Consider the following 24,912-nt stretch of genomic DNA (forward strand, 5'->3'; position numbering starts at 1 on the left):
CAAGGCCGAGGAGGGAAGGCGGCCTTTTGAGCGGAGCGGCCGTCGACCGACGAGAACGCCGCCAGCGTGCGTGCCGGGCGACTCTGAGGTCAGGCGTTGATGTCGGAGGGGTGAGTGGCCAGGGCCGTCACCTTGATCTCCATGTAGGGGAACAGCGGCAGCGCCGAGAGCATCGTGTGCAGCTCGTCGGCGTCGGCCACGTCGAGAATGGAGATGTTGGAGTACTCCCCCGCGATGCGCCAGATGTGCGGCCACTTGCCGGCCTGCTGGAGCTCCTGGGAGTAGGCCTTCTCACGGGCGACGATGTCGGCCCGGACGTCCGGATCCAGGTCGTGCGGGATCCGGACGTCCATGCGGGCGTGGAACAGGGCCATCAGGCGGGGTCCAGGACGAAGTCGTACGTCGTCTGGTTGCCGTTGCCGGACTCGGCGGGCTGGATGTCGAGCAGCAGCTCAGGCTTGACGGCGGAGGCGATGTCGTCGTCGTTGTGCGGGTCGCCCGGGAAGTAGAGTTGGGTGGTGATCAGCTGGTGCTCCGGCGCGGAGACCTTCAGGTGCAGGTGGGCCGGGCGCCAGGCGTGCCAGCCGGCCGCGCCGATCAGCTTCCCGCAGGAGCCGTCGGTGGGGATCTGGTACGGCGCGGGCTGCATCGTGTTGATCCAGTAGCGGCCCTCGTCGTCGGCGGTGATCGTGCCGCGCAGGTTCCACTCGGGGATGCCGGGGGCGAACTGGCTGTAGAAGCCCGCCTCGTCGGCGTGCCACAGCTCGACCTTGGCGTTGGGGACCGGCTCACCGGCCAGGTTGGTGACCTGGCCCTGGAAGAGCAGCGGGGTGCCCTGCTCGTCGTCGCGCATGGGCATCGTCGCCTCGGCGCCGAGCTCGGGTGCGCCGGGCACGTAGTAGGGGCCCTCGATGGTGCCCTTGGAGCCCTCGCGGTCGGCGTTGGCGACCTCTTCGACGACGTGCTCGACCCACACGTCGAGGAACAGCGGCCATTCGCCGTCCCGGCCGACGCCGATCAGCCACGCCTTGAGGGCGTTGAACTCGTCGTAGGTGACCTCGTGCTTGCGGATCGTCTCGTGGACGGCGTCGAGCACCTCGCGGGCGAGCAGGTCGACCCGCTCCTTGGGGGTGTTCGCGACGCCGGCGAGCTTGTCGGTCGTGAACCGCTCCGTGGCGGACGCACCCGAGGCGGCTGCGGTGGCGGTCTCAGTAGCGGCTGACATCTCTGTCTCCCTCTCGTTCGCTGTGCCGATGCGGTTCCGCCGGGAGTGACGGGCACCGGAAGTCCCTTCGAGGCTAGGCCCGAAAATTGATTCAGCACAAGGACTTGTTCTCGGAAGACAAAGAGGTACGACGTCTCAATGGCACCCTAGGCCAGACCTAGGGCTTTGCCGGGTGTGGCTCCGCTCACGACCTGTCAGTGTCGAGGGACACCACCGCCCCACGGCACCTTCGTCCCCGGGGCATCCACCGATCCGGAGGAACCCCATGAGCGAGACCTTGGCGCACGTGCGCGACACCCTCTCCAACGCGGTCGTCGATGACCGTGAGGCCGGCATCTACCGGGCCAACCGGAGCATCTTCACCGACGAGGAGATCTTCGAGCTCGAGATGAAGCACATCTTCGAGGGCAACTGGATCTACCTCGCCCACGAGAGCCAGGTGGCCGAGGCAGGTGACTACTTCACCACCTACATGGGCCGCCAGCCGGTCGTCATCACCCGCGACAAGGACGGCGAGCTCCACCTCCTGATCAACGCCTGCGCGCACCGCGGCGCGATGATCTGCCGCAAGAAGACCGACAACCGCACCACACTGACCTGCCCCTTCCACGGCTGGACCTTCCGCAACGATGGCAGCCTGCTCAAGGTGAAGGACCCCGACGGCGCCGGCTACCCCGAGACGTTCAACGTCAACGGCTCGCACAACATGACGAAGGTGCCGCGCTTCGAGAGCTACCGCGGCTTCCTCTTCGGCAGCCTGAACGACGACGTCAGCACGCTGGCCGAGCACCTGGGCGACACGACCAAGGTCATCGACATGCTCGTCGACCAGTCGCCCGAGGGCCTCGAGGTGCTGCGGGGCTCGTCGACGTACACCTATGACGGGAACTGGAAGGTCCAGGCCGAGAACGGCGCCGACGGCTACCACGTGACCGCGACGCACTGGAACTACGCGGCCACCACCTCACGCCGCGACACCGGCGAGTCCGCCAACGCGACGAAGACGCTGGACGCCGGCAGCTGGGGCAAGTCCGGCGGCGGCTACTGGTCCTACCCGAACGGCCACCTGTGCCTGTGGACCTGGGCCGGCAACCCGCAGGACCGACCGCTGTGGGACCAGATGGACGTGCTCAAGGAGAAGTACGGCGAGGCCAAGGGCGAGTTCATGGTGAAGGGCTCGCGCAACCTGTGCGTCTACCCGAACGTCTACCTGATGGACCAGTTCTCCACCCAGATCCGGCACTTCCGCCCGATCTCGACCGACCATACCGAGGTCACGATCTACTGCATCGCCCCGAAGGGCGAGAGCAAGGAGTCGCGGGCCTGGCGGATCCGGCAGTACGAGGACTTCTTCAACGCGTCCGGCATGGCCACCCCCGACGACCTCGAGGAGTTCCGCTCCTGCCAGCTCACCTTCCAGGCCACCAAGGCACCGTGGAACGACATGAGCCGGGGCGCCGAACACTGGCTGACCGGCCCGGACGACGTCGCCAAGGCCCTCGACATGCCCGGCGTCATCTCGGCCGGGTTGAAGAACGAGGACGAGGGCCTCTATCCCGTGCAGCACGGCTACTGGCGCGACGTGATGGTCGCCGCCGTCGAGGCCGAGGAAGCCGCAGCCGCCCGACGTACCGCCGACCAGGCCTGAGGAGCAACGCCATGACCACCACCGACACCGAGGGCACGAAGCTCATCACGCAGAACGCCATCGAGCAGTTCCTCTACCGCGAGGCGCGCTACCTCGACGACCGCGAGTTCGAGAAGTGGCTCGAGTGCTACGCCGACGACTGCGAGTACTGGATGCCCGCGTGGGACGACAACGACAACCTCACCGAGGACCCGCAGACCGACATCTCGCTGATCTACTACGCCAACAAGGGCGGCCTCGAGGACCGCGTGTTCCGGATCCGCACCGAACGCTCCAGCGCGACGTCGATTCCCGAGCCGCGCACGAGCCACAACATCAGCAACGTCGAGGTCATCGAGCGCCGCGGCGACATCGTCGACATCCGGTTCAACTGGCACACGATGTACTTCCGCTACAAGACGATCGACCCCTACTACGGGACCTCCTTCTACACGATCGACTTCTCCGGTGACCTGCCGTTGATCCGTCGCAAGACCGTGGTGCTGAAGAACGACTACATCCACCACGTGGTCGACGTCTACCACTTCTGAGAGGGAGCACCATGAGCCACCAGGTTGCCCTGAGCTTCGAGGACGGCGTCACCCGCTTCATCACCGTCGCGGACGACCAGACCGTCGCCGATGCGTCGTACCGCGCCCGCATCAACATCCCGCTGGACTGCCGCGACGGCGCCTGCGGGACGTGCAAGGCGTTCTGCGAGTCCGGCGAGTACGACGGCGGCGCCTACATCGACGACGCGCTCACCGCCGACGAGGCCGCCAAGGGCTACGTGCTGCCGTGCAGCATGAAGGCGAAGTCCGACCTGGTGCTCCAGATCGCCAGCACCTCAGCGGTCGCCAAGACCAGCGCGGCGACGTACACCGCGACGCTGACGCAGTTCGAGAGGCTCTCCGAGAGCACGGTGTCGTTCACCTTGGAGACGCCCGAGCGGAGCAAGCTCGCGTTCCTGCCCGGGCAGTACGTCAACCTGGCCGTGCCGGGCACGAACGAGACGCGTTCCTACTCGTTCTCCAACGCCCCCGACGGCGAGGGGCTCACCTTCCTGGTCAAGCTCGCCCCCGGCGGCCTGATGTCGGAGCACCTCGCGAACAAGGCCGCGGTCGGCGACGAGATGACCTTCACCGGGCCGAACGGCAGCTTCTTCCTGCGAGAGGCCGACCGGCCGCTGCTGCTGCTCGCCGGCGGCACCGGGCTGGCGCCGATCCTGTCGATCCTGCGCAAGCTGCGCGACTGCGGCACCGAGCGCGCGGTGCACCTGGTGTACGGCGTCAGCAACGACACCGACCTCGTCGAGCTGGAGACGCTGGAGGAGCTGGCCGGCCAGATCCCGACGCTGACCTGGGGGCACTGCGTCTCCGACCCGGAGACCAAGGCCGCCAACCAGGGCTACGTGATGAGCCTGATCGAGCCCGAGCACCTGCACGGCGGCGACGTCGCGGTCTACGTGTGCGGTCCGCCGCCCATGGTGGAGGCCGTGCGCACGCACTTCGCCGACGAGGGCGTCGAGCCGACCGGGTTCTACTACGAGAAGTTCGCGCTCTCCGGCACGCCGACCGCGAAGGCGGCCGACCCTGCTCCGGTGGTCGAGGCGGTTCGTCCCTCGACTCCTCAGGAACCGTCTCGGGACCAGGCCGAGGATGCCGCTGGTTTCGAGACAGGCGCTGGCGCGCCTTCCTCAATTCCGCTGGTGGAGGAGGTTGCGCAGCAACCGTCTCGAAACCAGGCCGACGAATCCCTTGGTCTCGAGACAGGCGCTGGCGCGCCTTCTTCAACCAGCGGACCGGCTGGCGCGTCGAATCGCCTTGCAGGGCAGGAGATCTTCCCGGCCCGCGAGGTGACCCCGCTCCACGCGACCGCTGCTCGGCGTACGCCGGACGAGGAGGCCGCGACCGCGCGCAGCATCGCCGGCCGACAGGTCGCCAAGGTCGGCTCGGACGCCGCGCCGACCCCCTTCGAGGCCACCGACGACGAGGACCTGCTGGTCACCGGAGGGCGCGGCATCGCCAAGCAGGAGATGTTCGCCGCCCGCGAGATCGCCCCGCTGCACGAACCCGTGCAGGAGGTGCCGGCCGCGGCCGCCGCGCCCCCCGGCACCTACGAGATCGGCGAGGAGCACCCGTCGGTGCACGAGTCCGACGCCCTCTTCGAGGCGCGTGCCGCACTCGAGCTCGGCGCCCTCGAGCTGGTCATCGGGCGGCTCTCCTCACGCCAGGTCACCGGCTACCGGCTGCTCGCCGAGGCCACCGTGCCGTACGTCGAGGGCGACCGCTTCGTCGACGCCGCGGCGTACACCGAGACCAACGCAGCCTTCCACGACTACCTGTTCACGCTGACCGGCAACGAGCACCTGCTGCAGGCCTACCAGGCACTCGGGGTCCAGGGGCACATGGAGGACGTGCTCCGGCACGCCACCTGGTGCCACCCGAGCTGCACCCAGGACCACCTCGACATCGTCGACGCCTTCGAGGCCGGCGACCGGGTGCGCGCCCGCGAGCTGATCACCGCGCACGCGGACCGCTCCAAGGAGACCACTCGACGCGCCATGGACGAGGCCCGCACCCGGGCGCTGCCGAAGTTCATCACTCCGGGCCGCTTCGCCGGCAAGGTCGTGGTGATCACCGGGGCCGCCCAGGGCATCGGCGAGCGCACTGCCCGCCGGGTCAGCGCCGAGGGCGGGTCCGTCGTGCTGGTTGACCGCTCCGACCTGGTCGGCGAGCTCGCCGCCGAGATCGGCAGCACCGCACGGCCGGCGCTCCCCGTCGTCGCCGACCTGGAGAGCTGGTCCGGCGCCGAATCCGTCGTCGCCGAGGCGCTGCGCCGCTTCGGCCGGATCGACGTGCTGATCAACAACGTCGGCGGCGCGATCAACTTCAAGCCGTTCACCGAGTTCACCGACCAGGAGATCCGCGCCGAGCTCGACCGCTCGCTGCTGACCACGCTCTTCACCTGCCGCGCCGTGCTGCCCGGCATGGTGGAGCGCGGCCGTGGCGTGATCATCAACGTCTCGTCGGCAGCCACCCGCGGCATCCACCGGATCCCCTACTCGGCAGCGAAGGGCGGCATCAACGCGATCACCGCCTCCCTGGCCGTGGAGTACGCCGAGGCCGGCATCCGCGTCGCAGCCACCGCACCCGGTGGCACGGAAGCCCCACCGCGCCGCATCTCGCGCGGCACCCCGGAGGCCACGAACGAGCAGGAGCAGGCATGGTTCCAGGCGCACATCGACCAGACCCTCGACTCCTCGCTGATGCGCCGCTACGGCACTCTGGACGAGCAGGCCGCAGCCATCACGTTCCTGGCCTCGGACGAGGCGTCGTACATCACCGGAAGCACGTTGCCTGTCGCCGGCGGCGACCTCGGCTGAGTCGGACTAGCGTGACGGGATGATCTCTCATCTTCCGGGGCACGTGTTCGTCGGACGGGAGGCCGAGCTCGAGGCACTGGGCCGGTTGCTCACCGCCGATCCCGGCCGTCCGGCCATCGTCGTGGTCGAGGGTCCTGCCGGCAGTGGGAAGACCACGCTGGTCGACGAGTTCCTGGCCCGCCAGCCGGGGCTGACGGTCGCGCACGCCGGTGCCACGGCCTGGGAGTCCGGCCACCCGTACGCCGTACTCGAGCAGCTCGGGGTCAGTGTCGACCCGGACGCCGACCCGGTCGTCGCGGCCCGCGCCCTCCTGCCCGAGCTCCGCGACCGTGCGGGTGACGGCCGGCTGATCGTGATGGTCGACGGTGCCGACAAGGCCGACGCCGGTTCGCTGATGGCACTGCACTCCGCCGCCCGCCGGTCCCCGACGACGGTGCGGGCGATCCTGACCGCACGGGGCCCGGTGCGTGCCGACCTGCCCGACCTGAGGCGGTTGCACATCTCCGAGCTCGACCGCACCGAGGTGCGCCAGATCGCCCTCCAGGCGGGGGTGGCGCTCACCGACCGCGACGCGAAGGCCCTCCGCGACCACACCCGCGGGAACCCGGCCCTGGTCATCGAGCTGCTCACCGAGGCACCGGATGCCGTGTGGACCGACTGGCAGCAGCCCCTGCCCGCCACCCGACGCCAGGTGACGGAGGTGCGCACACGACTCGAGGGTGCCCCGCCGTCCGCCCGCAGGTTGGTCGAGGCGGTCGCCGTGCTCGGCGACCGCTGCAGCGAGGGTGAGGCGACCCAGCTGGCCGAGGTCACCAACGACCCGGTCACCGCGCTCGACACCGCGGAGACGACCGGCCTGGTCCGGCGCGACCTGCAGCTGGGCGACCACGTGCTCCGCTTCGCGGACCCGATGACCCGCTCCGCCGTGCTCGAGACGATGCCCGTGCGTCGTACCCACCGGCTGCACGGCAAGGCCGCCGACCTGGTCGGCGACGAGTTCCGTGCCCTGTCCCACCGGGTGCTCTCCGGTCTCGCACCGGGCCAGGAGCTGCTGGGCGAGCTGCGCGCGTACGCCGACCGCCAAGCCGCCGAGGGCGCCTGGGGCCGGGCCGCCCATGCCCTGATCCGGGCCAGCCGGATCGAGCGCGACCCGGCCCGGCGAACCGCCCTGCTCGTCGACGGGGTCGACGCCCTGGTCGGTGCCGGCGAGCTGCCCGAGGCCAACCTGTTCACCGACGAGCTCGAGGCCGCGCCGCGGTCGGCCCGCATCGACGCCACCCTCGCCTACGTCTCGATCCTGCGCGGCCGCCCCGCCGAGGCCGACCTGCTCCTGGACCGCGCCTGGCAGGACTGGGACTCCGCGCAGCCGGAGGTGCGGGTCCTGGTCAGCGTGCGCCGGGTGCTGCACGCGCTCGGCATGTGGGACCCGCAGGCGCTGGTCGAGTGGTCGGACCGGGCGATCGACACCGGCGACCCCGACAGCCCGGCCGGGCTCGAGGCGGCCGCGATGCGCGGCATCGGCCTCGCCGCCTGCGGCCGGTGGGACGAGGCCCTCCGCGCGTACGACGAGCTGGTCCGGCGAGTGCCGACAGGTCCACAGTCACAACGGATCCGGATGGGACGCGGCTGGGTCGACCTGGCGCGCGGCGAGCAGGTCTCGGCGCGCCACGACTTCGAGGGTGCCGTGCCGACCCGGTTCCGGATGGGCTCGACGCGCATCTCGCTGTGGGCCCAGGCCTGGCTGGCCCGGAGCCTCTTCCAGCTCGGGGACTGGGACGAGGCCCTGGCCGTGGTGGCACGGGCCGGCCGTGAGGTCGCGGAGTCCGAGCACCACCTGATCCGCCCACTCGTGCACTGGACCGGCGTACAGGTCAATGCGCTGCGCGGCGACCAGGCCGCCGCCCGCGAGCACCTGCGCCGGGGCGCCGCCGCGTCGCAGGACTACCCGATCATGCAGATCCCGGCGGCGATCGCCCGCGCCAACTTCGCCGAGGTGGCCGCCGACTACGAGGGCGTCGTCCGGGCACTCGAGCCGCTGCTGGTCCTCTTCGCCGATCGCCCCGACGAGCCCGGCTTCTGGCCCTGGCGCGCCCTCTATGCGAACGCCCTCGTGCTCACCGACCGGGCCGACGCGGCGCGCGACTTCGTCGCCCACCACCTCGCCCTCGCCGTCGAGCGCAACCACCGGTCCGACCAGGCCGCCCTGTTGGCCGTCTCGGGCCGGATCCGCTGCGGCGACGGCGACATCGACGGGGGCGTCGGCGACTTCGAGTCCGCGCTCGAGCTGCTCTCCGGGATGCCCCTGCCCTTCGAGCGCGCCCGGGTCAACTTCAGCTACGGCCAGGCCCTGCGCCGCGCGGGACGACGACGCGAGTCGGCGATCATCATGCGCGCCGCCCGCGACTCCTACGCGACCCTCGGTGCGACGTCGTACGTCGAGCGCTGTGACCGCGAGCTGAACGCGGCCGGCCTCAACTCCCGGCGTACCGACGGCGTCACCGACCTCACGCCGCAGGAGACCGCCGTCGCCGACCTGGTCTCGCGTGGGCTGAGCAACCGCGAGGCCGCCGAGCAGCTCTACATCTCGGTGAAGACCGTGCAGTACCACCTGACCCGCATCTACACGAAGCTCGGCATCCGTTCCCGCGCCGAGCTCGCGGCCCGGCACCGGCCCCGAGACCCGGAAGACGACACGTGACCCAACCCACCGCTCCCCACCGCCACACTCGACCCGGTGGATCATGGCCCAGCCTGCGCGGGCTGCTCGACGACCTCGGGCCCACCCAGGCAGCCAACGGCCTGGTCGCGCTGATCTTCGCGGCCACCGGTCCGGTGGCGGTGATCCTGGCTGTCGGCACGGCCGGAGGACTCAGCCGCGTCGAGATCAGCTCGTGGATCTTCGCGGTGTTCTTCCTCAACGGCCTGCTGACCATCGTGGCCAGCTGGGCCTACCGGCAGCCGCTGTCGTTCTTCTGGACGATCCCCGGCACCGTCGTGGTCGGCAAGTCGCTGGACCACCTGACCTGGCCCGAGGTGCTCGGCGCGTTCCTCGTCACCGGAGCCGTGATCGCCGTGCTCGGACTGACCGGCTGGGTCGGCCGGGCGATGGCGGTGATCCCGTTGCCGCTCGTGATGGCCATGGTCGCGGGGGTCTTCCTGCGCTTCGGCACCGACCTCGTCGGCGCGGTCCGGTCGGACGCCGCCATCGCCGCGCCCATGGTGCTGGCCTTCGTCGTCCTGAGCCGGATGAGGTCACTGGGCCGCTGGATGCCGCCGGTCCTCGGGGCGCTGCTGGTCGGCGCGGCCGCGGTCGGGATCGCCGGGTCGTTCTCGCCGGCCTCGGGCCCGGCGCTCGCCGCCCCGACGTTCCAGGCACCGGTCTTCACGACGGGGGCGCTGCTCGAGCTCGTCGTGCCCCTCGCGATCACCGTGCTCGTCGTGCAGAACGGGCAGGGCGTCGCGGTGCTGAACCAGGCCGGCCACCGCCCACCGATCAACGTGGCCACGGTCCTGTGCGGCATCGGGTCGATCCTCAGCGCGACAATCGGCGGCATCTCCTCGTGCCTCACCGGCCCGACCAGCTCGCTGCTGGTCGCCTCCGGGAGGAAGGAACGCCACTACGCCGCGGCCGTCGTCTGCGGAGCACTCGCCCTCGTGGTCGGCCTGTTCGCCCCGCTGTTCGTGCGGTTGATGCTGGCCACCCCGCCGGCGTACGTCGCCACGCTCGGCGGGCTCGCCATGCTCCGCGCACTGCAGGGCGCGTTCGTCGCGTCGTTCGCGCACCGCTTCACCCTGGGCGCGCTGGTGACGTTCCTGGTCACCATCACCGACGTGACGATCTTCAACATCGGTGGAGCGTTCTGGGGCATCGTGCTCGGCCTGGCCACCTCATGGATCCTCGAGCCGGCCGACTTCGACGACCGGGAGTGACCCGGCCGGGCTCAGCGGTCCTGGCGGTAGCGCTCGAGCTTCTCGTCGTCGATCTCGATGCCGAGGCCGGGACCCTGGCGCACCAGGAGCTCGCCGTTGGTGATCTCGAGCGGCGTGGCCAGCAGGTCGTCGCTCATGTCGAGGAAGTTGGAGAGCTCGCCGGCCCGCCGCGAGGTGAGCTTGTACGCCGCCCCGAAGGCGGCGCTGCACAGGGAGCCGACCTGGCCGTCGATCTGGTTGCCCATCACGACCTCGACGCCGAGCGACTCGGCGAGGTGGTGCACGCGCTGCGACATCGTGAAGCCGGTGCGGGCGGTCTTGATGCTGACCATGGTGGCCGAGCCGCCGAGGATCTCGCGGGTGACCTCGGCGGGGGTGGCGACGGACTCGTCGGCCACGAACGGGATGTGGCACTGCTCGACGAGCCAGCGGCGGCCGAGCACGTCGTCGGCCGGGTTGAGCTCCTCGGCCATCGAGAGGTCGAGGTCTTCCATCAGGCGCAGGGCCCGGGCCGACTCCGACGCGGTCCAGCCGCGGTTGCCGTCGATGTAGAGCTCGATGCGATCGCCCAGGCGCTCCCGGATCGCCCGGCAGACGGCGATGTCCAGCTGGATCGGGGTGCGCCCCACCTTCACCTTGAAGGTGCTGATGCCGTAGGTCTCGAGCATCCGCTCGGCCTCGTCGGCCATCTTCACCGGGTCGTCGAAGCCGAGCATGTGGGAGACCTTCATGCGATCGGTGTAGCCGCCGAGCAGCTGTGACACCGAGACACCGGTGGACTGGCCGATGATGTCCCACAACGCCATGTCGACCGCGCCCTTCGCGGTCGGGTTGGCCACCGTGCGGCCGAGCCGGGCGTGGATCAGCTCGCGGTCGAACGGCGACTCGCCGTCCATCGCCGGCGCGAAGATCGAGTGGATGACCTCCTTGATCGAGGCCTGGGTCTCGCCGTAGGTGAACGGGCGGGGCGGGGCCTCGGCGGTGCCGACCAGCCCCTCGTCGGTGTGCACGCGCACCAGGATGTGCTCGGCCACCCGCACCTCACCGCTCGCGAAGACCAGGGGCTTGCGATAGGGGATGGCAAAGGGAATCGCCTCGACCTTGGTGATCTTCATCGTGGCTGCTCCTGGTGTGGCGGCGAATGTCGTCCCTCTCAGGCTAAGGCGCGGATTGATACAACACAAAGACTTTGTACGGCGCCATTAGGAGTCCCTGCATCTCGACGGAGCCTCAGGTCCAGGCTTCCTCTTGACCAATACGTTAGTCGTGGCTAACGTATTGCTCATGACCGACGCACTGTCCGCCGCTGCCGAGCCGAACCGGCGACGCATGCTGCAGCTGCTCGGCCGGGGACCCCGCACGGTCAGCGAGATCGCTGCGGAGTTCACCTCGACCAGGTCGGCCGTCTCCCAGCACCTGTTGCTGCTGGCGTCGGTCGGTCTCGTCGAGGCGGAGAAGGTCGGGCGCACGCGGATCTATCGCGTCGTGCCCTCGGGACTCCGCCAGCTCCAGGCCGAGATCGACCGGTTCTGGACCGACGAGCTCGACCAGCTCGTCGCCGACGCCCATGCCCACAACGCACGCAAGGAAAGCCCATGACCTACTCCAGGACCGTCCAGCTGCCCGTCACTCCCGACGAGGCCTTCGCCCTGATCACCGAGCCGGAGCGGCTGCGCCGCTGGCAGGCCGTCTCCGCATCCGTCGACCTGCGGGTCGGCGGCGACTACCGCTGGACGGTGACCCCCGGCCACCTCGCCGGCGGCACGTTCCGTGAGGTCGTGCCCGGCAAGCAGGTCGTCTTCGGGTGGGGATGGGACACCGACACCGACCTTCCCACCGACGCCTCCACGGTGACCATCACCCTCGAGCCCAACGCCGACGGCACCGCCGTCACGCTGGTCCACGAGGGCCTGAGCCCCGAACAGGAGGTCGGCCACGCCGAGGGCTGGAACCACTTCCTCGAGCGGCTCGAGACGGTGGCCGCCACCGGCGACGCCGGCCAGGACGAGTGGGCCTGGGCTCCGGAGAACCTCGACCCGTTCGTCGCGGCCGAGGCCGTCCTGGCCGCGATCCAGCCGGTGCTGCGCGGGCTCACCGCCGAGGACCAGCCCAAGCAGACGCCGTGCGCGGACTTCACCTGCCACGACCTCGCCGAGCACCTCTTCCACTCCCTCCAGCAGCTCGGCGGAATGGCCGGCGGCACGGTCACGAACCCGGAGGCCGGCTCCCTGGAGAACCGCGTCTCGGTGATGACCGACCAGGCGCTCACGGCCTGGCGGGCCCGCGGACTCGAGGGCACCGTCGCCGGACCCGGTGGCCGCGAGTTCCCCGCGTCGTTCTTCGCCGGCATCCTCCCGATCGAGCTGCTGCTGCACGGGTGGGACCTGGCCCAGGCCAGCGGCCAGGAGCTGAGGGTCTCTGACGAGCTGGTCGGCTACGTCCGCGAGCTGGCCGAGACCGTCGTGCCCGGCGGGCGCGGCTCCTCGTTCGGCGACGAGGTGGTCGCCGCCGAGGGCGCCTCCCCCGTCGACCGGCTGGCCGCGTTCGCCGGCCGTACGCCGATCGCCGCCTGAGCCATCCTGAGAACAGCAAGGAGATCGCCATGAGCAGGTTCGTCTTCATCTACCGGGCCGCCGGTCGTGGGCAGTCAGGGCTCGACCTCCCGGCCGAGCAGCTCGACGCCATCAACCAGGAGTGGCTCGCATGGTCACAGCGGGTCGGCGACCGCATGGTCGACTTCGGCAACCCACTGGCGTCGGGCACGCGGGTCACACCGGAGAGTGAGTCACCGAGCAGTTCGGACGTGGTCGGCTACACCATCGTCGAGGCCGACGACCTCGAAGCAGCGCTGGACCTGGCACGCGACCACCCCCACCTCAAGACGCCGGGCGACTGCACGATCGACGTGCAGGAGGCGCAGCCCGTGCCGGGCACCTGAGCCTCGGTCCCACCCAGGTCAGTGTCGTTCGCGCAACCGGGCGTTCGGCAGCGTCGGGGCCGGGATGGGCTGGAGGTGGTCGTCGACGACGATGCCGAATCGCCCGTCGGCGACCACTTGCCCATCCGGGACGACGGCACCCTCACGGGTGATCTGGGCCTGCCACTCCTCGCGGAACTGCACGATCTCCTCATGGGTGCGGCCGACGAAGTTCCACCACATCACGATCGCCTCACCCAGTGGCTCGCCGCCGAGCAAGAGCAGCCGCGAGTCGTCGTACGCCGTGAGCTCGATGCTGCTGCAACCGGGGGCCAGGTAGGCCAGCTCGGCCGGCTTGAGGTCCTGGCCGGCGACCGACAGGGAGCCCGAGTCGAGCAGGACGCCGTGCTCGAAGCCGGCCTCGACGTCGAGGGTGAGCGTGGTGCCCTGCGCGAGGAGCAGCTCCGCGCCGAGCAGCGGGGTGTGCGTCGGGACCGGCGAGGTGTCGCCGAGCAGGGAGCCCAGGAAGACGCGTGCCTCCCAGCCGGGCCCGGTGACCGGGGTCGGCGCGTGGTGGGCGAAGCCGGGCTCGGCGTCGCGAGTGGCCGACGGCAGGGCCACCCACAGCTGGGCACCGTGCAGCGTCGTGGTGTCGGGGGTGGAGACCTCGGAGTGGCTGATTCCCCGCCCGGCGGTCATCAGGTTCACCTCGCCGGGGCGCACCATCGCGTGGTTTCCCGCACTGTCGCGGTGCTCGATCTCGCCGGTGAACAGCCAGCTGACCGTCTGCAGGCCGGTGTGCGGGTGCGGGGCCACCGACATGCCGCCGGTGTCGGCGACCCGGTCGGGCCCGTAGTGGTCCACGAAGCACCAGGCCCCGATCAGGGACCGCTGTCGTTGCGGGAGCGTGCGTCGTACCGGCATCGCCCGAAGGCCGCCCAACGGCACCTCGCGGGGGGTCAGCACCTCGACCGGCGCGTCCGGTGCGGACTCCCGCAGGACGACTTCTCCCGGGTCGCGTTCCTGGTTGCTCATGTCTCCAGTCTTGCGCAGCCGTCAACCCGCCGCTCACACCCCGTTCACGGCCCCGGGGCATGGTGGCCACCATGCGGATCGCCCAGCTCGCCAACTTCGTCGGTCCGGCCTCAGGTGGCATGAAGACCGCGATCGCGGCCCTCGGAGCGGGCTACGCGGCGGCCGGCGCCGAGCGGCTCCTGCTGGTGCCCGGCCCGTACGACGCACGCGAGCACACGGACTCCGGTGAGGTCGTGCAGTTCCGGGCGCCGAAGGTCGGTGGCGGCTACCGGCTGATCCTCGAGCCCTGGCGGGTGATCAGCGAGCTCGAGGCGTTCGCGCCCACCTCGGTGGAGATCAACGACAAGTCCACCCTGCTGCCGGTCACCCGGTGGGCCCGGCGCAAGGGCGTCGGGTCGGTGCTGTTCTCCCACGAGCGTCTCGACGCGATGCTCGGCCTGCGCACCGGCTTCGAGACCTCGGCGAAGGTCTCGATCGGCCTCTACAACCGCCTGTTGGTGCGCCAGTTCGACACCGTCGTGGTCACGTCGCGCTACGCCGAGCACGAGTTCGGCTCGGCAGCCGCCGCGGTCGGGACACCGCTCGTGCGGGTGCCGCTCGGCGTGGACCTCGACCTCTTCACCCCCGGCCCGGGCACGACTGCCGGGCCGCTGCGCCTCGTCCACGTCGGCCGGCTCAGCCGCGAGAAGAGCCCGCACCTCGCCGTCGCCACGGCCGTGGAGCTGCACCGCCGCGGCGTACCCGTCCGGCTCGACGTGTACGGCGACGGCCCGCACCGCGACGAGCTCGAGGCACTCGCGGGCCGGGCGCCGGTGACCTTCCACGGCCACGTCGCCGACCGGGTGCGACTGGCGCAGCTGATCGGCGAGGCCGACATCGCCCTCTCGGCCTGTCCGGGCGAGACGTTCGGCCTGGCCGTGCTCGAGGCGCTGGCCTGTGGCACTCCAGTCGTGACGGCCTCCACGGGCGGCGCCAGCGAGCTCGTCGACACGAGGTCCGGCGAACACGGGGGCGCGGACCCGGCCAGCCTCGCGGACGCCGTGCAACGCCTGGCCGCCCGGGACCCGGCGACCCGGCGCACGGCGGCGCGCACGCGGGCCGAGTCGTTCCCGTGGCAGGCCGCGGTCGACCACATGCTCACCGTGCACGCGGGGCTGTCGGCGGATCGGTCGCTGGCCACGGCCTGAACGCGGGCGCAGTCGTGAGGTACTCCTCACGGAATAGTGGAGTCGGGGCGGCGAGTTGCCCCCACATGACGTCTTTGTTCGACCCCCTCGACCTCGGTGCCACCCGCACCGCCAACCGTGTCTTCATGGCGCCGCTGACCCGGATGCGCGCGACCGCTCCCGGCGACGTGCCCAACGACCTGATGCGCGACTACTACCTGCAGCGGGCCGGCGCCGGACTGGTGATCAGCGAGGGCACCCAGATCTCCCCCGAGGGCAAGGGGTACGCCGACACCCCGGGCATCCACAGCGCCGAGCAGGTGGCCGGCTGGCGCTCGATCACGGACGCCGTGCACGCGGCCGGTGGCCTGATGGCCGCCCAGCTGTGGCACACCGGCCGGGTCGGCCACGAGTCGCTGCACGACGGGGCCCTGCCGGTCTCGGCGAGCGCCCTCGAGTTCCGCAACCGCACCTCCCTGAAGGACGAGGACGGCAACGTCGTGCGCGCCAACTGCCCGACGCCCCGCGCGCTCGAGACCGACGAGCTGCCGCGCCTGGTCGACGACTACCGACGCTCGGCCCGCAACGCCCGCGACGCCGGCTTCGACCTCGTCGAGGTGCACGCCGCCCACGGCTACCTGCTCCACCAGTTCCTCGCCGAGGGCAGCAACCAGCGCACCGACGGCTACGGCGGCTCCCTGGAGAACCGGGCCCGACTGCTGCTCGAGGTCGTCGACGCGATCATCGACGAGGTGGGTGCCGACCGGGTCGGCGTACGCATCTCCCCCATCGGCAGCTTCAACGGCCTCGACTCCGACGACGACGGCGAGGGCGGGCTGTTCGTCGCCCGCGCACTCGCCGAGCGCGGCATCGCGTTCGTGCACCTCTCGGAGCCCGACTGGGCCGGAGGCCCGTCACTGGACGACCACTTCCGCAGCCAGCTGCGCGAGGCGTTCCCGGGAGTGATCGTCGGCGCCGGCAACTACGACCTGGCCAAGGCCCAGCGCCTGCTCGCCGCCGGGCTGGTCGACGCCGCCGCGTTCGGGCGCTCGTTCATCGCCAACCCCGACCTGCCGGCCCGGCTCGAGGCCGGCCTCCCTCTCAACGCGCCGGTGCTGGAGACGTTCTACGGCGGCGGCCACGAGGGCTACACCGACTACCCGGCCCTGGCCGACGCCTGATCCGTGAAGGGCCGTCCAGCGTCCCATGACCGGACACATGTGTCCGCTGTCACGGTCCTGCGCTAGCCTCCGAGCGTGTCCGACTCAACCGCTGTCCCCGTCCCACCGAACCTGTCCCCCGCCTTCACCGGACTGCTCGACGACGCCGCCATCTTCCCGCCCGGCAACAGCCCCCTGGAAGACGCAGTGCCGGCCTTCTTCGGCCGTCGCACCGAGCCCTGGGCCGACCTGGTCGGCTCGTTCGTGGTCAGCGACCACAAGATGCCCGACCTGCGGCCACTCGTCGGCGCCGAGGAGCTGCCGGTGAGCGTCGTGATCGGCGCGGGCGCCGGCGGCATCGCACCCGCGGCCAGCGCGGTGGACCGGCTCGACGGCCTCCGACTGGCCGGACTCGAGGTCGCCCTGCGCGACCCCTCCGACCTGGTCGGCAACGCGCGACGCGTGATCGCCGGCCTCGACCAGGCCCGCGACCTCGGCCTGGTCGACGACGAGGTGGTGGTCTGCGTCGAGCTCCCGCAGGAGGCACCGGGCGCCGGATGGCTGGCCGCTGCCGACGAGATCGCCGCCGCGGACCTGCACCTGAAGTTCCGCACCGGTGGCGTGGAGGCGCACCTCTTCCCGTCCCCCGACGTGCTCGGCGCGTGGATCACTGCGGCCCTCGACCGCGAGTGCGCGTTCAAGTGCACGGCCGGGCTGCACAACGCGGTGCGCCACACCGACCCCGAGACCGGCTTCGCCCACCACGGGTTCCTCAACGTGCTGCTGGCCACCCGCGCCTCACTCGACGGCGACGACCCGGTCGCCGTACTCACCGAGGACGACCCGGCGGCCCTCACGGCCCGCTTCCACGAGCACGGTCACGACACGATGGCCCGCACCCGACGCTGGTTCACCGGCTTCGGGTCGTGCAGCGTGGTCGAGCCCCTCGACGACCTGCACGCGCTGGGCCTTCTGACCAAGGAGTCCGCATGAAGACCTGGGTGCCCGGTGCCGCCGGCTCGGCGTACGACGTCGACAACCTGCCGTACGGCGTCTTCGTGGCCGCCGGCGAGCAGCCGAGGGTCGGCGTGCGCATCGGCGACCTCGTGCTCGACCTCGCACCCGTCGCTGCTGCGGCGATGCTCGAGGAGGCGCACGTCTTCGAGCAGTCGACGCTCAATCCCCTGATGGGGTTGGGGAAGGCCCGCAACGACGCGATTCGCCGGTGGATCGTGGGTCTGCTGGTCGAGCACGCGGGACGGGCAGACGTCGAACCGCATCTGGTACCTCTCGGCGACGTCGAGATGCGGATGCCGTTCGACGTCGGCGACTACGTCGACTTCTATGCCTCCGAGCACCACGCGTCGGCGGTCGGCAAGATCTTCCGCCCCGAACAGGAGCCACTGCTGCCGAACTGGAAGCACCTCCCGGTCGGCTACCACGGTCGCGCCGGCACCGTCGTGCCCAGCGGCACCGACATCGTCCGGCCGATGGGCCAACGGGTCTTGCCAGGCTCGACCACCGGCTCCGCACCCGCGCCGGTGTTCGGTCCCAGCGGCCGGCTCGACATCGAGGCCGAGCTGGGCTTCGTGGTCGGCACCGGTACGACACTCGGCGCGCGGGTGTCGACGGCTGCGTTCGCCGACCACGCGTTCGGCCTGGTCGGGGTCAACGACTGGTCCGCGCGCGACATCCAGGCCTGGGAGTACGTCCCCCTCGGCCCGTTCCTCGGCAAGTCGTTCGCGACCTCGATCTCCACGTGGGTCACTCCGCTGGCCGCCCTCGACGCGGCCTGGGTCGACCTGCCCGGCCAGGACCCCGAGCCGCTGCCGTACCTCCAGGTCGACGGCAGGGCCGGGCTCGACATCTCCATCGAGGTGTCGGTCAACGGCCACGTGGTCAGCCGGCCGCCGTATCGGTCGATGTACTGGTCCCCCGCGCAGATGCTGGCCCACCTGACCGTCAACGGTGCGTCAGTGCGCACCGGCGACCTGTGGGCCTCGGGCACCGTGTCCGGCCCGGTGCCCGAGGAGCGCGGATCGTTCCTGGAGCTCAGCTGGGGTTGGCGCGAGCCGTTCGCGGTCGGCGACCAGGAGCGCCTCGCGCTCGAGGACGGCGACGAGGTCACGCTCACCTACACGGCCCCCGGCACGCTCGGCGGCCGGATCGCGCTCGGCGAGGTGACCGGCCGGATCGTGCCCGCCCGCCCCTGACCCGGTCGGTCCGGGCGGTCGCGCCCGACCGAACCCAACCTGGCCGCCCCTAGGTAGTGCGGTCCGACTGGACCAACTCGCCTCGCCCACTCGGTCCGATCGGACGCAGTGCGAGGCCTACTCGGTCCAATCGGACCGAGTGAGGTCACCAGTTGGTCCGATCGGGCCCGAGCACCTAGCAGCGGCCGGGTCACTTCCTGGCCGACATTCCGTCGCACCGGACCTGCCATCGCCCGACCGGGCCGGCAGCGCTTGAGGCTTCGACCTGCCTGAAGCGCGGGGTCAGGTGCCGATGGTGGTGCGGACGGCGTACAGCTCGGGGAAGAACGTCAGCTCCAGGGCCTTCTTGAGGAACGGCGCGCCGCTCGAGCCGCCGGTGCCGGTCTTCATGCCGATGATCCGCTCGACGGTCTTGAGGTGCCGGAAGCGCCACAGCTGGAAGTTGTCCTCGAGGTCGACGAGCTCCTCGCAGGTCTCGTACGCCGACCAGTTGTGGGAGGCATCCGCGTAGATCGAGGCCAGGACAGGCACGAGGTCCTCGCGGAAGGTCCACGCCTTGGTGACGTCGCGCTCGAGGATGTCCGCCGGGATCGGGTAGCCGTGGCGCGCCAGGTAGCGCAGGAACTCGTCGTAGAGGGACGGCGCCTCGAGTGCCCGGCGGACGCCCTCCTGGGCGACGGGTTCGGCGTCGAAGACCTTGAGCATCGCCGCGTTCTTGTTGCCGAGGGTGAACTCGACCGCGCGGTACTGCCAGGACTGGAAGCCGCTGGAGTTGCCCAGCGCGTCACGGAACTCGGCGTACTCACTGGGTGTCAGGGTGGCCAGCACCGACCACTGCTCGGTGAGCGTCTTCTGGATGTGCTTGACCCGGGCCACGCTCTTGAGCGCCGGGGCCAGGTCGTCGTCGCGCAGCAGGGCGCAGGCCCGCTCGAGCTCGTGGAGCACCAGCTTGAGCCAGAGCTCGGTGGTCTGGTGCTGCACGATGAACAGCAGCTCGTCGGGGTGCACCGGATCGCTGACCGGGCGCTGCGCCGAGAGCAGGGTCGGCAGGTCGAGGTAGCCGCCGTAGCTCATCCGCTCGCTGAAGTCGGTGACGACGGTGTCCTCGATGGCGCGGGTGTTGGCGTCGACACCTCGGTCGGATTCAGTCATGTGGCTCCCTCCGCGAGCCACCGTAGCGGGTGGGAGCCCGGGCGTAGGCTGCCGAGCGTGAAGCCCCTCGGCCAGCACCCGGCACCCAGCCACGTGATCGCCCACCTCAGTGACCCGCAGATGCTCGCCGGCCGGCCGCTCTACGGCAAGGTCGACACCGAGGCCCGGCTCCGTGAAGCCCTCGAGCGGCTGCCCGCGCTCGACCCGCCGCCGCAGGCGATCGTGTTCACCGGCGACCTCGCCGACCGCGGAGAGCCGAAGGCGTACGCCGCCCTGCGAGCGCTGGTCGAACCGGTCGCGCAGCAGTGTGGCGCGCAGGTGATCTGGGTGATGGGCAACCACGACGAGCGGGCGGCGTATGCCGAAGGGCTGCTCGACCGCGCGCCCACCGACGAGACCCAGGACGAGGTGCACGACGTCGACGGGCTGCGGGTCATCTCTCTCGACACCAGCGTGCCGGGCTACCACCACGGCGAGATCAGCGCCGAACAGCTCGCCTGGCTGGCCGACGTGCTCGCCACTCCGGCGCGCCACGGAACCCTGCTCGCCCTGCACCACCCGCCGATCCCGGTGCCGATGCTGGAGGCGGCGGCGCTGATCGAGCTGCACGACCAGGCGGCCCTGGCCGAGGTCATCCGTGGCACCGACGTCCGCGGCATCATCGGCGGGCACTTCCACTACACCTCGTGGTCGACGTTCGCCGGCGTACCGGTCTCGGTCGCGTCGTCCACCTGCTACACCGAGGACCCGGCGGCGGTCGACCGGTTGACCTCCGGTGTCGACGGCCACCAGGCGTTCACGATGCTGCACCTCTATGAGGACGCCGTGGTGCACAGCGTGGTGCCGGTTCCGGGGGCACCCGAGATCGTCGGGCACCCCGCCGAGCTCGCCGAACAGCTCGAGGCGCTGGCCCCGGAGGAGCTGTTCGAGCTGGTGTCGAGCAAGCAGTCAGCGCTCTACGCCGACGGGCTCTGACGCCTCGGTCCGGACCGCCACACGGGTCCGTGCGAGGAGCAGCACCAGCGCCAGGGCGGCCCACAGGTAGGCGTTGCCGACCGCCCGCTGCAGAGGCGACCACGCCAGCTCGAGGTCGTCGCGGTGCGGTGGCCACCAGATGCAGCCGGACACGAACACGAGCGACCACGAGGCGGCCGCCCAGCTGCGACCCGATCGGGCCAGCACGATCGCGGTCGGCACGGCCCAGGCCCAGTGGTGGCTCCACGAGATCGGTGAGGCCAACAGCATCGCGATCGCCGCGACACAGGTGGCCAGGGCCGGGTCCCCGCGACGCCACGTGCGGGCGGCCAGCAGCAGGATCGGTCCCGCGATCGCGCCGGCGACCAGGAACCACACGGCGGTCGACGGCTCCCCGCCGGCCAGCCGGGTGAGCCCACCCATGACCGACTGATTGCTGGAGTAGGGCACCCCGCCGACCCGGCCCGGGTCCCACAGCACGTGGCTCCAGTACGCCGAGGACGCGAGCGGCAGCAGGGCGAATCCGAGTGCGACGGTGACCAGGAAGGTCAGCCCGGCGATCGCGGCCTGGTGCCGCCGCCCGATGAGCACGAGGAACACGACGAACACCAACGGGGTCAGCTTGATGCCGGCGACCAGCCCGATCAGGGCCCCGCTCCACCGACGCCCCGGGCCGAGCAGGTCGACCAGGATCGCGGCCATCAGCAGCAGGTTGACCTGGCCGAAAAGCAGGTTCGCCCAGATCGGCTCGAACGCCAAGGCGCCCAGCAACAGCCCCGGGACGACGTACGACGACCGCGGTCGACCGTGCGACGCAAGCACGAGGGTGATCGTGACGGAGAGGGCCAACACGCTGATGCTGGTCCACAGACCGACCGCGAGCGGGAACGGCAGCAGTGCCGGCCCGGTCATCAGCAGCGCGGCGAACGGCGGGTAGGTGAACGGCAGGCCGGTGCCGGCCTCGCCCAGCTCGTAGAGCGGCAGGTCGTCGAGCACGGAGAGCCCGCCGAAGCGGTAGACGGCCAGGTCGACGAAGCCACCGTGCTCCGCCGCGACCATGGCGACCATCCCGGCGAGCCAGGCCAGGCTGCCGACGAGCACCAGCGACCGCCGCTGCTGGACACCGAGGCCGGACCGCGCCGTCATGGGACCGGCAGCCACTCGGCGTCGGCGATCTTCTCGAGGCGCTCACGGGCCCGCCTGGTGAGGAGCAGGAGCGGCACCAGCAGCGCGACGTACGAGCAGCCCATCACGATCGCCAGGTAGGCGCCGTGCAGCGAGGAGTCGAGCGGGGCGACCAGGCCGAGGATCACCGAGACCGCGAGCAGCACGGTGGTGGCCAGCCGGGAGAGCTTGAGGCAGGCCAGGAAAGGCACCAGCCAGAGGAAGTACCACAGGTGCACGACCGGACTGAGCAGGATCGTGGCCGAGACCAGCACGACGACGGCCTGCACGGCCCCCTTGCGCCCGCCGGTCGGGGCCCGGAGGGCGACCCACGCGAAGGCGACGAGACTGAGCAGGGTGGCCAGGTGGCGCACCCGGTCCAGGAACCAGGCGGGCTCGAGGCCGAGTCCGAGTTGCTGCGCCGACCAGTCGAGGAAGCCGCCGAGCACGGTCGGTGCCGACAGCGGCGTGTTCACGGTGCCGGGCACCGAGAGCGAGTCGACCCAGCCGGCGCCCAGGCCCCAGACCGCACCGAGGCCGAACAGCACGCCGAGCGAGATCGCACCGACCCCGGCGAACCGACGCAGCCGGGCGACCATCGATGCGGCCACCGGCAGCGAGACCAGCACGACCGCGATGCAGACCAGGCCACCGGGCAGCTTGACCGCAGCGGCCAGACCACCCAGCAGGGCGCCCCACTGCCAACCGCGCTCGACGGTAACGACCAGGGCGGCGGCCATCAGGCCCACCATCAGCAGGTCGTTGTGCAGGCCGCCGACTCCGTTGGCGACCATCAGCGGCGAGGCCAGCACGACGACACTGGCCAGTGCCGGGTTGGCGCCGCACCACGAGGCCAGGCGCGGCACGGCCCAGGCCAGCAGCACGAGACCGATGACGGCGATGCCGCGGTGGGCGACGACCAGCAGCCACGGGTTGCCGGTGAACCGGGCGGCCAGATCGCCGAGGATCAGGGGCAGCGGGCCGTACGGCGTGGGCGTGTCCATCCAGCGCGGGTCGACGGCGTTCACGATCGGGCCGCGCAACAGCGAGGGCCCGTGGTCGTACGGCGACACGTCGAGCGCGGTCAGCATGCCCTGTGCGGCATAGCTCCACCCGTCACGGGAGAAGAGTGGCGGCGCGATCATCAACGGGGTCGCCCACATCAGGCCGGCGTACCGGACCAGGCCGAGGGCGCCCTCACGCTCGACACCCTCGGCGTGGGCGACGTACCGGCACAGCGACAGCCAGGCCGCCGCGAGCAGGCCGAGTCCGGTCATGACGAGGGTGAGGCCGGCCATCCGGCCGAGCATGTGCTCGCGGAGCTCGACGACCACGTCGAGGTAGAGCAGCCGCGCCGTGTCCGGGAGCGGGGACACCAGCAGGCCACCGAGAAGGACCAGGAAGGACCCGGTCAGACCACGCGCGATCATGCGGCCGACGCTAGGGACGCTCCGCTACGGCACGGGGTCACCCGGGCGAACGACACTCCAACTTCGGGAGATCAGACGCCCTCGTTGTCGGCGAAGCCCGGGTGTACGAACGGCTCGCCGCGCTGCATCTTCTCGACCGCGCCGGGGTGGACCCGGTGGAGATGCGCGATCGCCTTGCGCCGGTAGCGCAGGATCTGCGAGGCGCCGCCGATCCAGAAGACGTACTGCGCGCACAGCGCGACCCGGAAGTCCCCCAGGTCGTACGCCGAGGCGCCGCGCGGTTCGCGCCAGTCGAGGATCACCCCGATCAGCGCCATGGTCAGCAGGGAGGCGAGGAACCCGCCGATGTTGACCAGGCTGGTGGCCCGGCCGAGCGACTCCTCGGGGGTGAAGCTGCGGGCCAGGTCGAAGCCGACCATCGAGGCCGGGCCTCCGGAGCCGGTCAGGCAGACCAGGACGACGAGCAGGGGCAGCGGCGCCGGACCGTTCCAGAGCAGGACGACGGTCCACACGGTCGCCATCGCCGCAACGATCGACAGCACGATCCAGGAGCGGTAGAACGGGTAGCGCGTCACCAGCTTGCCGAGCACGATGCCGCTGACCACGATCCAGCCGGTCATCACGGTCAGGAGGGTGCCCGCCATCTCGGCGGACAGTCCCTGGCCACGCACGAGGAACGGAAACCCCCACAACAGGGTGAACACCGTCACCGAGAACTGCGAGGTGAAGTGCGACCACATGCCCAACCGGGTGCCCGGGTTGCCCCACACCAGCTGCACCGAGCGCGCGAGCGCCCGGACCTTGATGCGCACCGGCTCGGACCGCTGGTAGGGCGAGTCCTTGACCACCACCAGCACGCCGACCAGCAGCACCACGCCCAACGACGAGGCGAAGGCGAAGGTCTTCGTCCAGCCGAGGCTGTGCAGGGCCAGGGTCAGCGGAGCCGCGGCGACGATGGAGCCCATCTGCCCGATCTGGCCGGTCAGCTGGGTGATCATCGCGCCCTGCCTGACCAGGAACCAGGCGGTGACCAGGCGCAGCACGCTGACGAACACCATCGCGTCGCCGGCGCCGAGGATCGCCCGGGCCACCACGGCCAGGCCGAACGAGGTGGTGAAGGCGAACAGCAGCTGGCCCAGGGTCATCGTGACCAGGCCCGCGATCAGCAGGACGCGGGACCCGTAGCGGTCGAGCAGCACGCCGACCGGGATCTGCATGCCCGCGTAGACGACCAGCTGCAGCACGGTGAAGAAGGCCAGCTGGGTGCCGCTGATGTCGAACCGCTCGGTCGCGATCAGCCCGGCCACGCCCAGCGAGCTGCGGTGGAAGACGGCGAGGACGTAGACCGCCACCGCCACCGCCCAGATGCACCAGGCCCGCCGTCGGCCGATGTCGTGCAGCTGGACGCGTTCGGGAGTCATGGCACCCATCGTCCTCCGCTGCGGAATCGGCGGTGAATCACCCTCTCGGATAAAGTGCAGAAAGTCACGTGAGTAACGTTATTTCAACCGAACCTCAATCCAGGAGTGCGAC

At 70.9% G+C, this 24,912-nt stretch carries 21 protein-coding genes; 13 read left to right on the forward strand and 8 right to left on the reverse strand.

Annotated elements, in window-relative coordinates; genetic code table 11:
• Positions 1 to 89 precede the first annotated feature (89 nt).
• A complete protein-coding gene (gene catC / locus ASH02_RS20165) occupies positions 90 to 374 on the reverse strand; it encodes a muconolactone Delta-isomerase (protein WP_056682502.1) in 285 nt (94 codons plus the stop codon).
• Complete coding sequence (gene catA / locus ASH02_RS20170) at positions 374 to 1,225, reverse strand: catechol 1,2-dioxygenase (RefSeq protein ID WP_056682505.1); 852 nt, start codon at positions 1,223 to 1,225, stop codon at positions 374 to 376. The genes catC and catA overlap by 1 nt, the downstream gene beginning before the upstream one ends.
• A 265-nt stretch (positions 1,226 to 1,490) precedes the next feature.
• On the opposite strand from catA, the gene benA reads away from it, so the two are divergent.
• Genes benA through ASH02_RS20195 form a run of 5 tightly spaced genes read left to right on the forward strand, consistent with a single transcriptional unit; the run spans position 1,491 to position 10,167 of the window.
• Positions 1,491 to 2,873, forward strand: coding sequence for a benzoate 1,2-dioxygenase large subunit (benA, locus tag ASH02_RS20175; protein WP_056682508.1), 1,383 nt, complete (start codon positions 1,491 to 1,493; stop codon positions 2,871 to 2,873).
• 11 nt (positions 2,874 to 2,884) lie between these two features.
• Positions 2,885 to 3,403, forward strand: coding sequence for a benzoate 1,2-dioxygenase small subunit (gene benB / locus ASH02_RS20180; protein ID WP_056682512.1), 519 nt, complete (start codon positions 2,885 to 2,887; stop codon positions 3,401 to 3,403).
• 11 nt (positions 3,404 to 3,414) lie between these two features.
• Complete coding sequence (gene benC / locus ASH02_RS20185) at positions 3,415 to 6,237, forward strand: benzoate 1,2-dioxygenase electron transfer component BenC (RefSeq protein WP_056682515.1); 2,823 nt, start codon at positions 3,415 to 3,417, stop codon at positions 6,235 to 6,237.
• A gap of 19 nt (positions 6,238 to 6,256) precedes the next feature.
• On the forward strand, positions 6,257 to 8,935 hold the full coding sequence (locus ASH02_RS20190; protein WP_082563838.1) for a LuxR family transcriptional regulator: 2,679 nt from the start codon (positions 6,257 to 6,259) through the stop codon (positions 8,933 to 8,935).
• Positions 8,932 to 10,167, forward strand: coding sequence for a benzoate/H(+) symporter BenE family transporter (locus ASH02_RS20195; RefSeq protein WP_056682525.1), 1,236 nt, complete (start codon positions 8,932 to 8,934; stop codon positions 10,165 to 10,167). The genes ASH02_RS20190 and ASH02_RS20195 overlap by 4 nt, the downstream gene beginning before the upstream one ends.
• A gap of 11 nt (positions 10,168 to 10,178) precedes the next feature.
• Here the strand turns inward: ASH02_RS20195 and ASH02_RS20200 are convergent, their stop codons facing one another.
• Entirely contained in the window at positions 10,179 to 11,282 is a 1,104-nt protein-coding gene (locus ASH02_RS20200; RefSeq protein WP_056682528.1) for a mandelate racemase/muconate lactonizing enzyme family protein, read from the reverse strand.
• A gap of 169 nt (positions 11,283 to 11,451) precedes the next feature.
• Between ASH02_RS20200 and ASH02_RS26220 the strand changes: the two genes are divergently transcribed.
• Genes ASH02_RS26220 through ASH02_RS20215 form a run of 3 tightly spaced genes read left to right on the forward strand, consistent with a single transcriptional unit; the run spans position 11,452 to position 13,105 of the window.
• Positions 11,452 to 11,766: an ArsR/SmtB family transcription factor gene (locus ASH02_RS26220; RefSeq protein ID WP_156388790.1), complete on the forward strand. Its 315-nt coding sequence runs from the start codon at positions 11,452 to 11,454 to the stop codon at positions 11,764 to 11,766.
• Entirely contained in the window at positions 11,763 to 12,740 is a 978-nt protein-coding gene (locus ASH02_RS20210; RefSeq protein ID WP_056682534.1) for a TIGR03086 family metal-binding protein, read from the forward strand. Before ASH02_RS26220 ends, ASH02_RS20210 begins: the two co-directional genes overlap by 4 nt.
• 29 nt (positions 12,741 to 12,769) lie before the next feature.
• On the forward strand, positions 12,770 to 13,105 hold the full coding sequence (locus ASH02_RS20215) for a YciI family protein (RefSeq protein WP_056682536.1): 336 nt from the start codon (positions 12,770 to 12,772) through the stop codon (positions 13,103 to 13,105).
• Positions 13,106 to 13,123: 18 nt separating this feature from the next.
• Here ASH02_RS20215 and ASH02_RS20220 read toward each other — a convergent pair whose 3' ends face one another.
• The gene (locus tag ASH02_RS20220; protein WP_056682540.1) at positions 13,124 to 14,119 is read right to left on the reverse strand and encodes a pirin family protein; all 996 of its coding nucleotides are present in this window, start codon (positions 14,117 to 14,119) and stop codon (positions 13,124 to 13,126) included.
• 71 nt (positions 14,120 to 14,190) lie between these two features.
• On the opposite strand from ASH02_RS20220, the gene ASH02_RS20225 reads away from it, so the two are divergent.
• The 4 genes from ASH02_RS20225 (at position 14,191) to fahA (ending at position 18,658) form a co-directional block, all read left to right on the forward strand.
• Positions 14,191 to 15,306 carry a glycosyltransferase gene (locus tag ASH02_RS20225; protein ID WP_056684990.1) on the forward strand — a complete coding sequence of 372 codons (1,116 nt, stop codon included), beginning with the start codon at positions 14,191 to 14,193 and terminating at the stop codon, positions 15,304 to 15,306.
• Positions 15,307 to 15,371: 65 nt separating this feature from the next.
• Positions 15,372 to 16,466, forward strand: a complete 1,095-nt coding sequence (nemA, locus tag ASH02_RS20230; RefSeq protein ID WP_056682543.1) for an N-ethylmaleimide reductase — start codon at positions 15,372 to 15,374, stop codon at positions 16,464 to 16,466.
• Positions 16,467 to 16,541: 75 nt separating this feature from the next.
• On the forward strand, positions 16,542 to 17,438 hold the full coding sequence (locus ASH02_RS20235; protein ID WP_082563839.1) for a hypothetical protein: 897 nt from the start codon (positions 16,542 to 16,544) through the stop codon (positions 17,436 to 17,438).
• Positions 17,435 to 18,658 (forward strand): fumarylacetoacetase, encoded by a 1,224-nt coding sequence (gene fahA / locus ASH02_RS20240; protein WP_056682546.1) that lies wholly within the window; start codon positions 17,435 to 17,437, stop codon positions 18,656 to 18,658. Before ASH02_RS20235 ends, fahA begins: the two co-directional genes overlap by 4 nt.
• Before the next feature lie 282 nt (positions 18,659 to 18,940).
• Here the strand turns inward: fahA and kynA are convergent, their stop codons facing one another.
• Positions 18,941 to 19,810 (reverse strand): tryptophan 2,3-dioxygenase, encoded by an 870-nt coding sequence (gene kynA / locus ASH02_RS20245; RefSeq protein ID WP_056682550.1) that lies wholly within the window; start codon positions 19,808 to 19,810, stop codon positions 18,941 to 18,943.
• A gap of 57 nt (positions 19,811 to 19,867) precedes the next feature.
• On the opposite strand from kynA, the gene ASH02_RS20250 reads away from it, so the two are divergent.
• Positions 19,868 to 20,785, forward strand: a complete 918-nt coding sequence (locus ASH02_RS20250; protein WP_057295370.1) for a phosphodiesterase — start codon at positions 19,868 to 19,870, stop codon at positions 20,783 to 20,785.
• On the opposite strand, the gene ASH02_RS20255 is transcribed toward ASH02_RS20250, so the two are convergent.
• From ASH02_RS20255 to ASH02_RS20265, 3 genes are all read right to left on the reverse strand, one after another.
• Complete coding sequence (locus ASH02_RS20255; RefSeq protein WP_057295371.1) at positions 20,759 to 21,931, reverse strand: glycosyltransferase 87 family protein; 1,173 nt, start codon at positions 21,929 to 21,931, stop codon at positions 20,759 to 20,761. The two genes, ASH02_RS20250 and ASH02_RS20255, sit on opposite strands and share 27 nt — an antisense overlap.
• Complete coding sequence (gene mptB / locus ASH02_RS20260) at positions 21,928 to 23,379, reverse strand: polyprenol phosphomannose-dependent alpha 1,6 mannosyltransferase MptB (protein WP_057295372.1); 1,452 nt, start codon at positions 23,377 to 23,379, stop codon at positions 21,928 to 21,930. Before mptB ends, ASH02_RS20255 begins: the two co-directional genes overlap by 4 nt.
• Positions 23,380 to 23,450: 71 nt before the next feature.
• A complete protein-coding gene (locus ASH02_RS20265; protein ID WP_057295373.1) occupies positions 23,451 to 24,800 on the reverse strand; it encodes an MFS transporter in 1,350 nt (449 codons plus the stop codon).
• Between the last annotated feature and the right edge of the window lie 112 nt (positions 24,801 to 24,912).

It is taken from the genome of Nocardioides sp. Soil796 (assembly GCF_001429525.1).
Taxonomy (GTDB): domain Bacteria; phylum Actinomycetota; class Actinomycetes; order Propionibacteriales; family Nocardioidaceae; genus Nocardioides.

Coding starts and splice junctions, on each gene's coding strand:
- catC (WP_056682502.1), bottom strand. CDS start 374: ATGGCCCTGTTCCACGCCCGCATGGACGTCCGGATCCCGCACGACCTG.
- catA (WP_056682505.1), bottom strand. CDS start 1,225: ATGTCAGCCGCTACTGAGACCGCCACCGCAGCCGCCTCGGGTGCGTCC.
- benA (WP_056682508.1), top strand. CDS start 1,491: ATGAGCGAGACCTTGGCGCACGTGCGCGACACCCTCTCCAACGCGGTC.
- benB (WP_056682512.1), top strand. CDS start 2,885: ATGACCACCACCGACACCGAGGGCACGAAGCTCATCACGCAGAACGCC.
- benC (WP_056682515.1), top strand. CDS start 3,415: ATGAGCCACCAGGTTGCCCTGAGCTTCGAGGACGGCGTCACCCGCTTC.
- ASH02_RS20190 (WP_082563838.1), top strand. CDS start 6,257: ATGATCTCTCATCTTCCGGGGCACGTGTTCGTCGGACGGGAGGCCGAG.
- ASH02_RS20200 (WP_056682528.1), bottom strand. CDS start 11,282: ATGAAGATCACCAAGGTCGAGGCGATTCCCTTTGCCATCCCCTATCGC.
- ASH02_RS26220 (WP_156388790.1), top strand. CDS start 11,452: ATGACCGACGCACTGTCCGCCGCTGCCGAGCCGAACCGGCGACGCATG.
- ASH02_RS20210 (WP_056682534.1), top strand. CDS start 11,763: ATGACCTACTCCAGGACCGTCCAGCTGCCCGTCACTCCCGACGAGGCC.
- ASH02_RS20215 (WP_056682536.1), top strand. CDS start 12,770: ATGAGCAGGTTCGTCTTCATCTACCGGGCCGCCGGTCGTGGGCAGTCA.
- ASH02_RS20220 (WP_056682540.1), bottom strand. CDS start 14,119: ATGAGCAACCAGGAACGCGACCCGGGAGAAGTCGTCCTGCGGGAGTCC.
- ASH02_RS20225 (WP_056684990.1), top strand. CDS start 14,191: ATGCGGATCGCCCAGCTCGCCAACTTCGTCGGTCCGGCCTCAGGTGGC.
- nemA (WP_056682543.1), top strand. CDS start 15,372: ATGACGTCTTTGTTCGACCCCCTCGACCTCGGTGCCACCCGCACCGCC.
- fahA (WP_056682546.1), top strand. CDS start 17,435: ATGAAGACCTGGGTGCCCGGTGCCGCCGGCTCGGCGTACGACGTCGAC.
- kynA (WP_056682550.1), bottom strand. CDS start 19,810: ATGACTGAATCCGACCGAGGTGTCGACGCCAACACCCGCGCCATCGAG.
- ASH02_RS20255 (WP_057295371.1), bottom strand. CDS start 21,931: ATGACGGCGCGGTCCGGCCTCGGTGTCCAGCAGCGGCGGTCGCTGGTG.
- mptB (WP_057295372.1), bottom strand. CDS start 23,379: ATGATCGCGCGTGGTCTGACCGGGTCCTTCCTGGTCCTTCTCGGTGGC.
- ASH02_RS20265 (WP_057295373.1), bottom strand. CDS start 24,800: ATGACTCCCGAACGCGTCCAGCTGCACGACATCGGCCGACGGCGGGCC.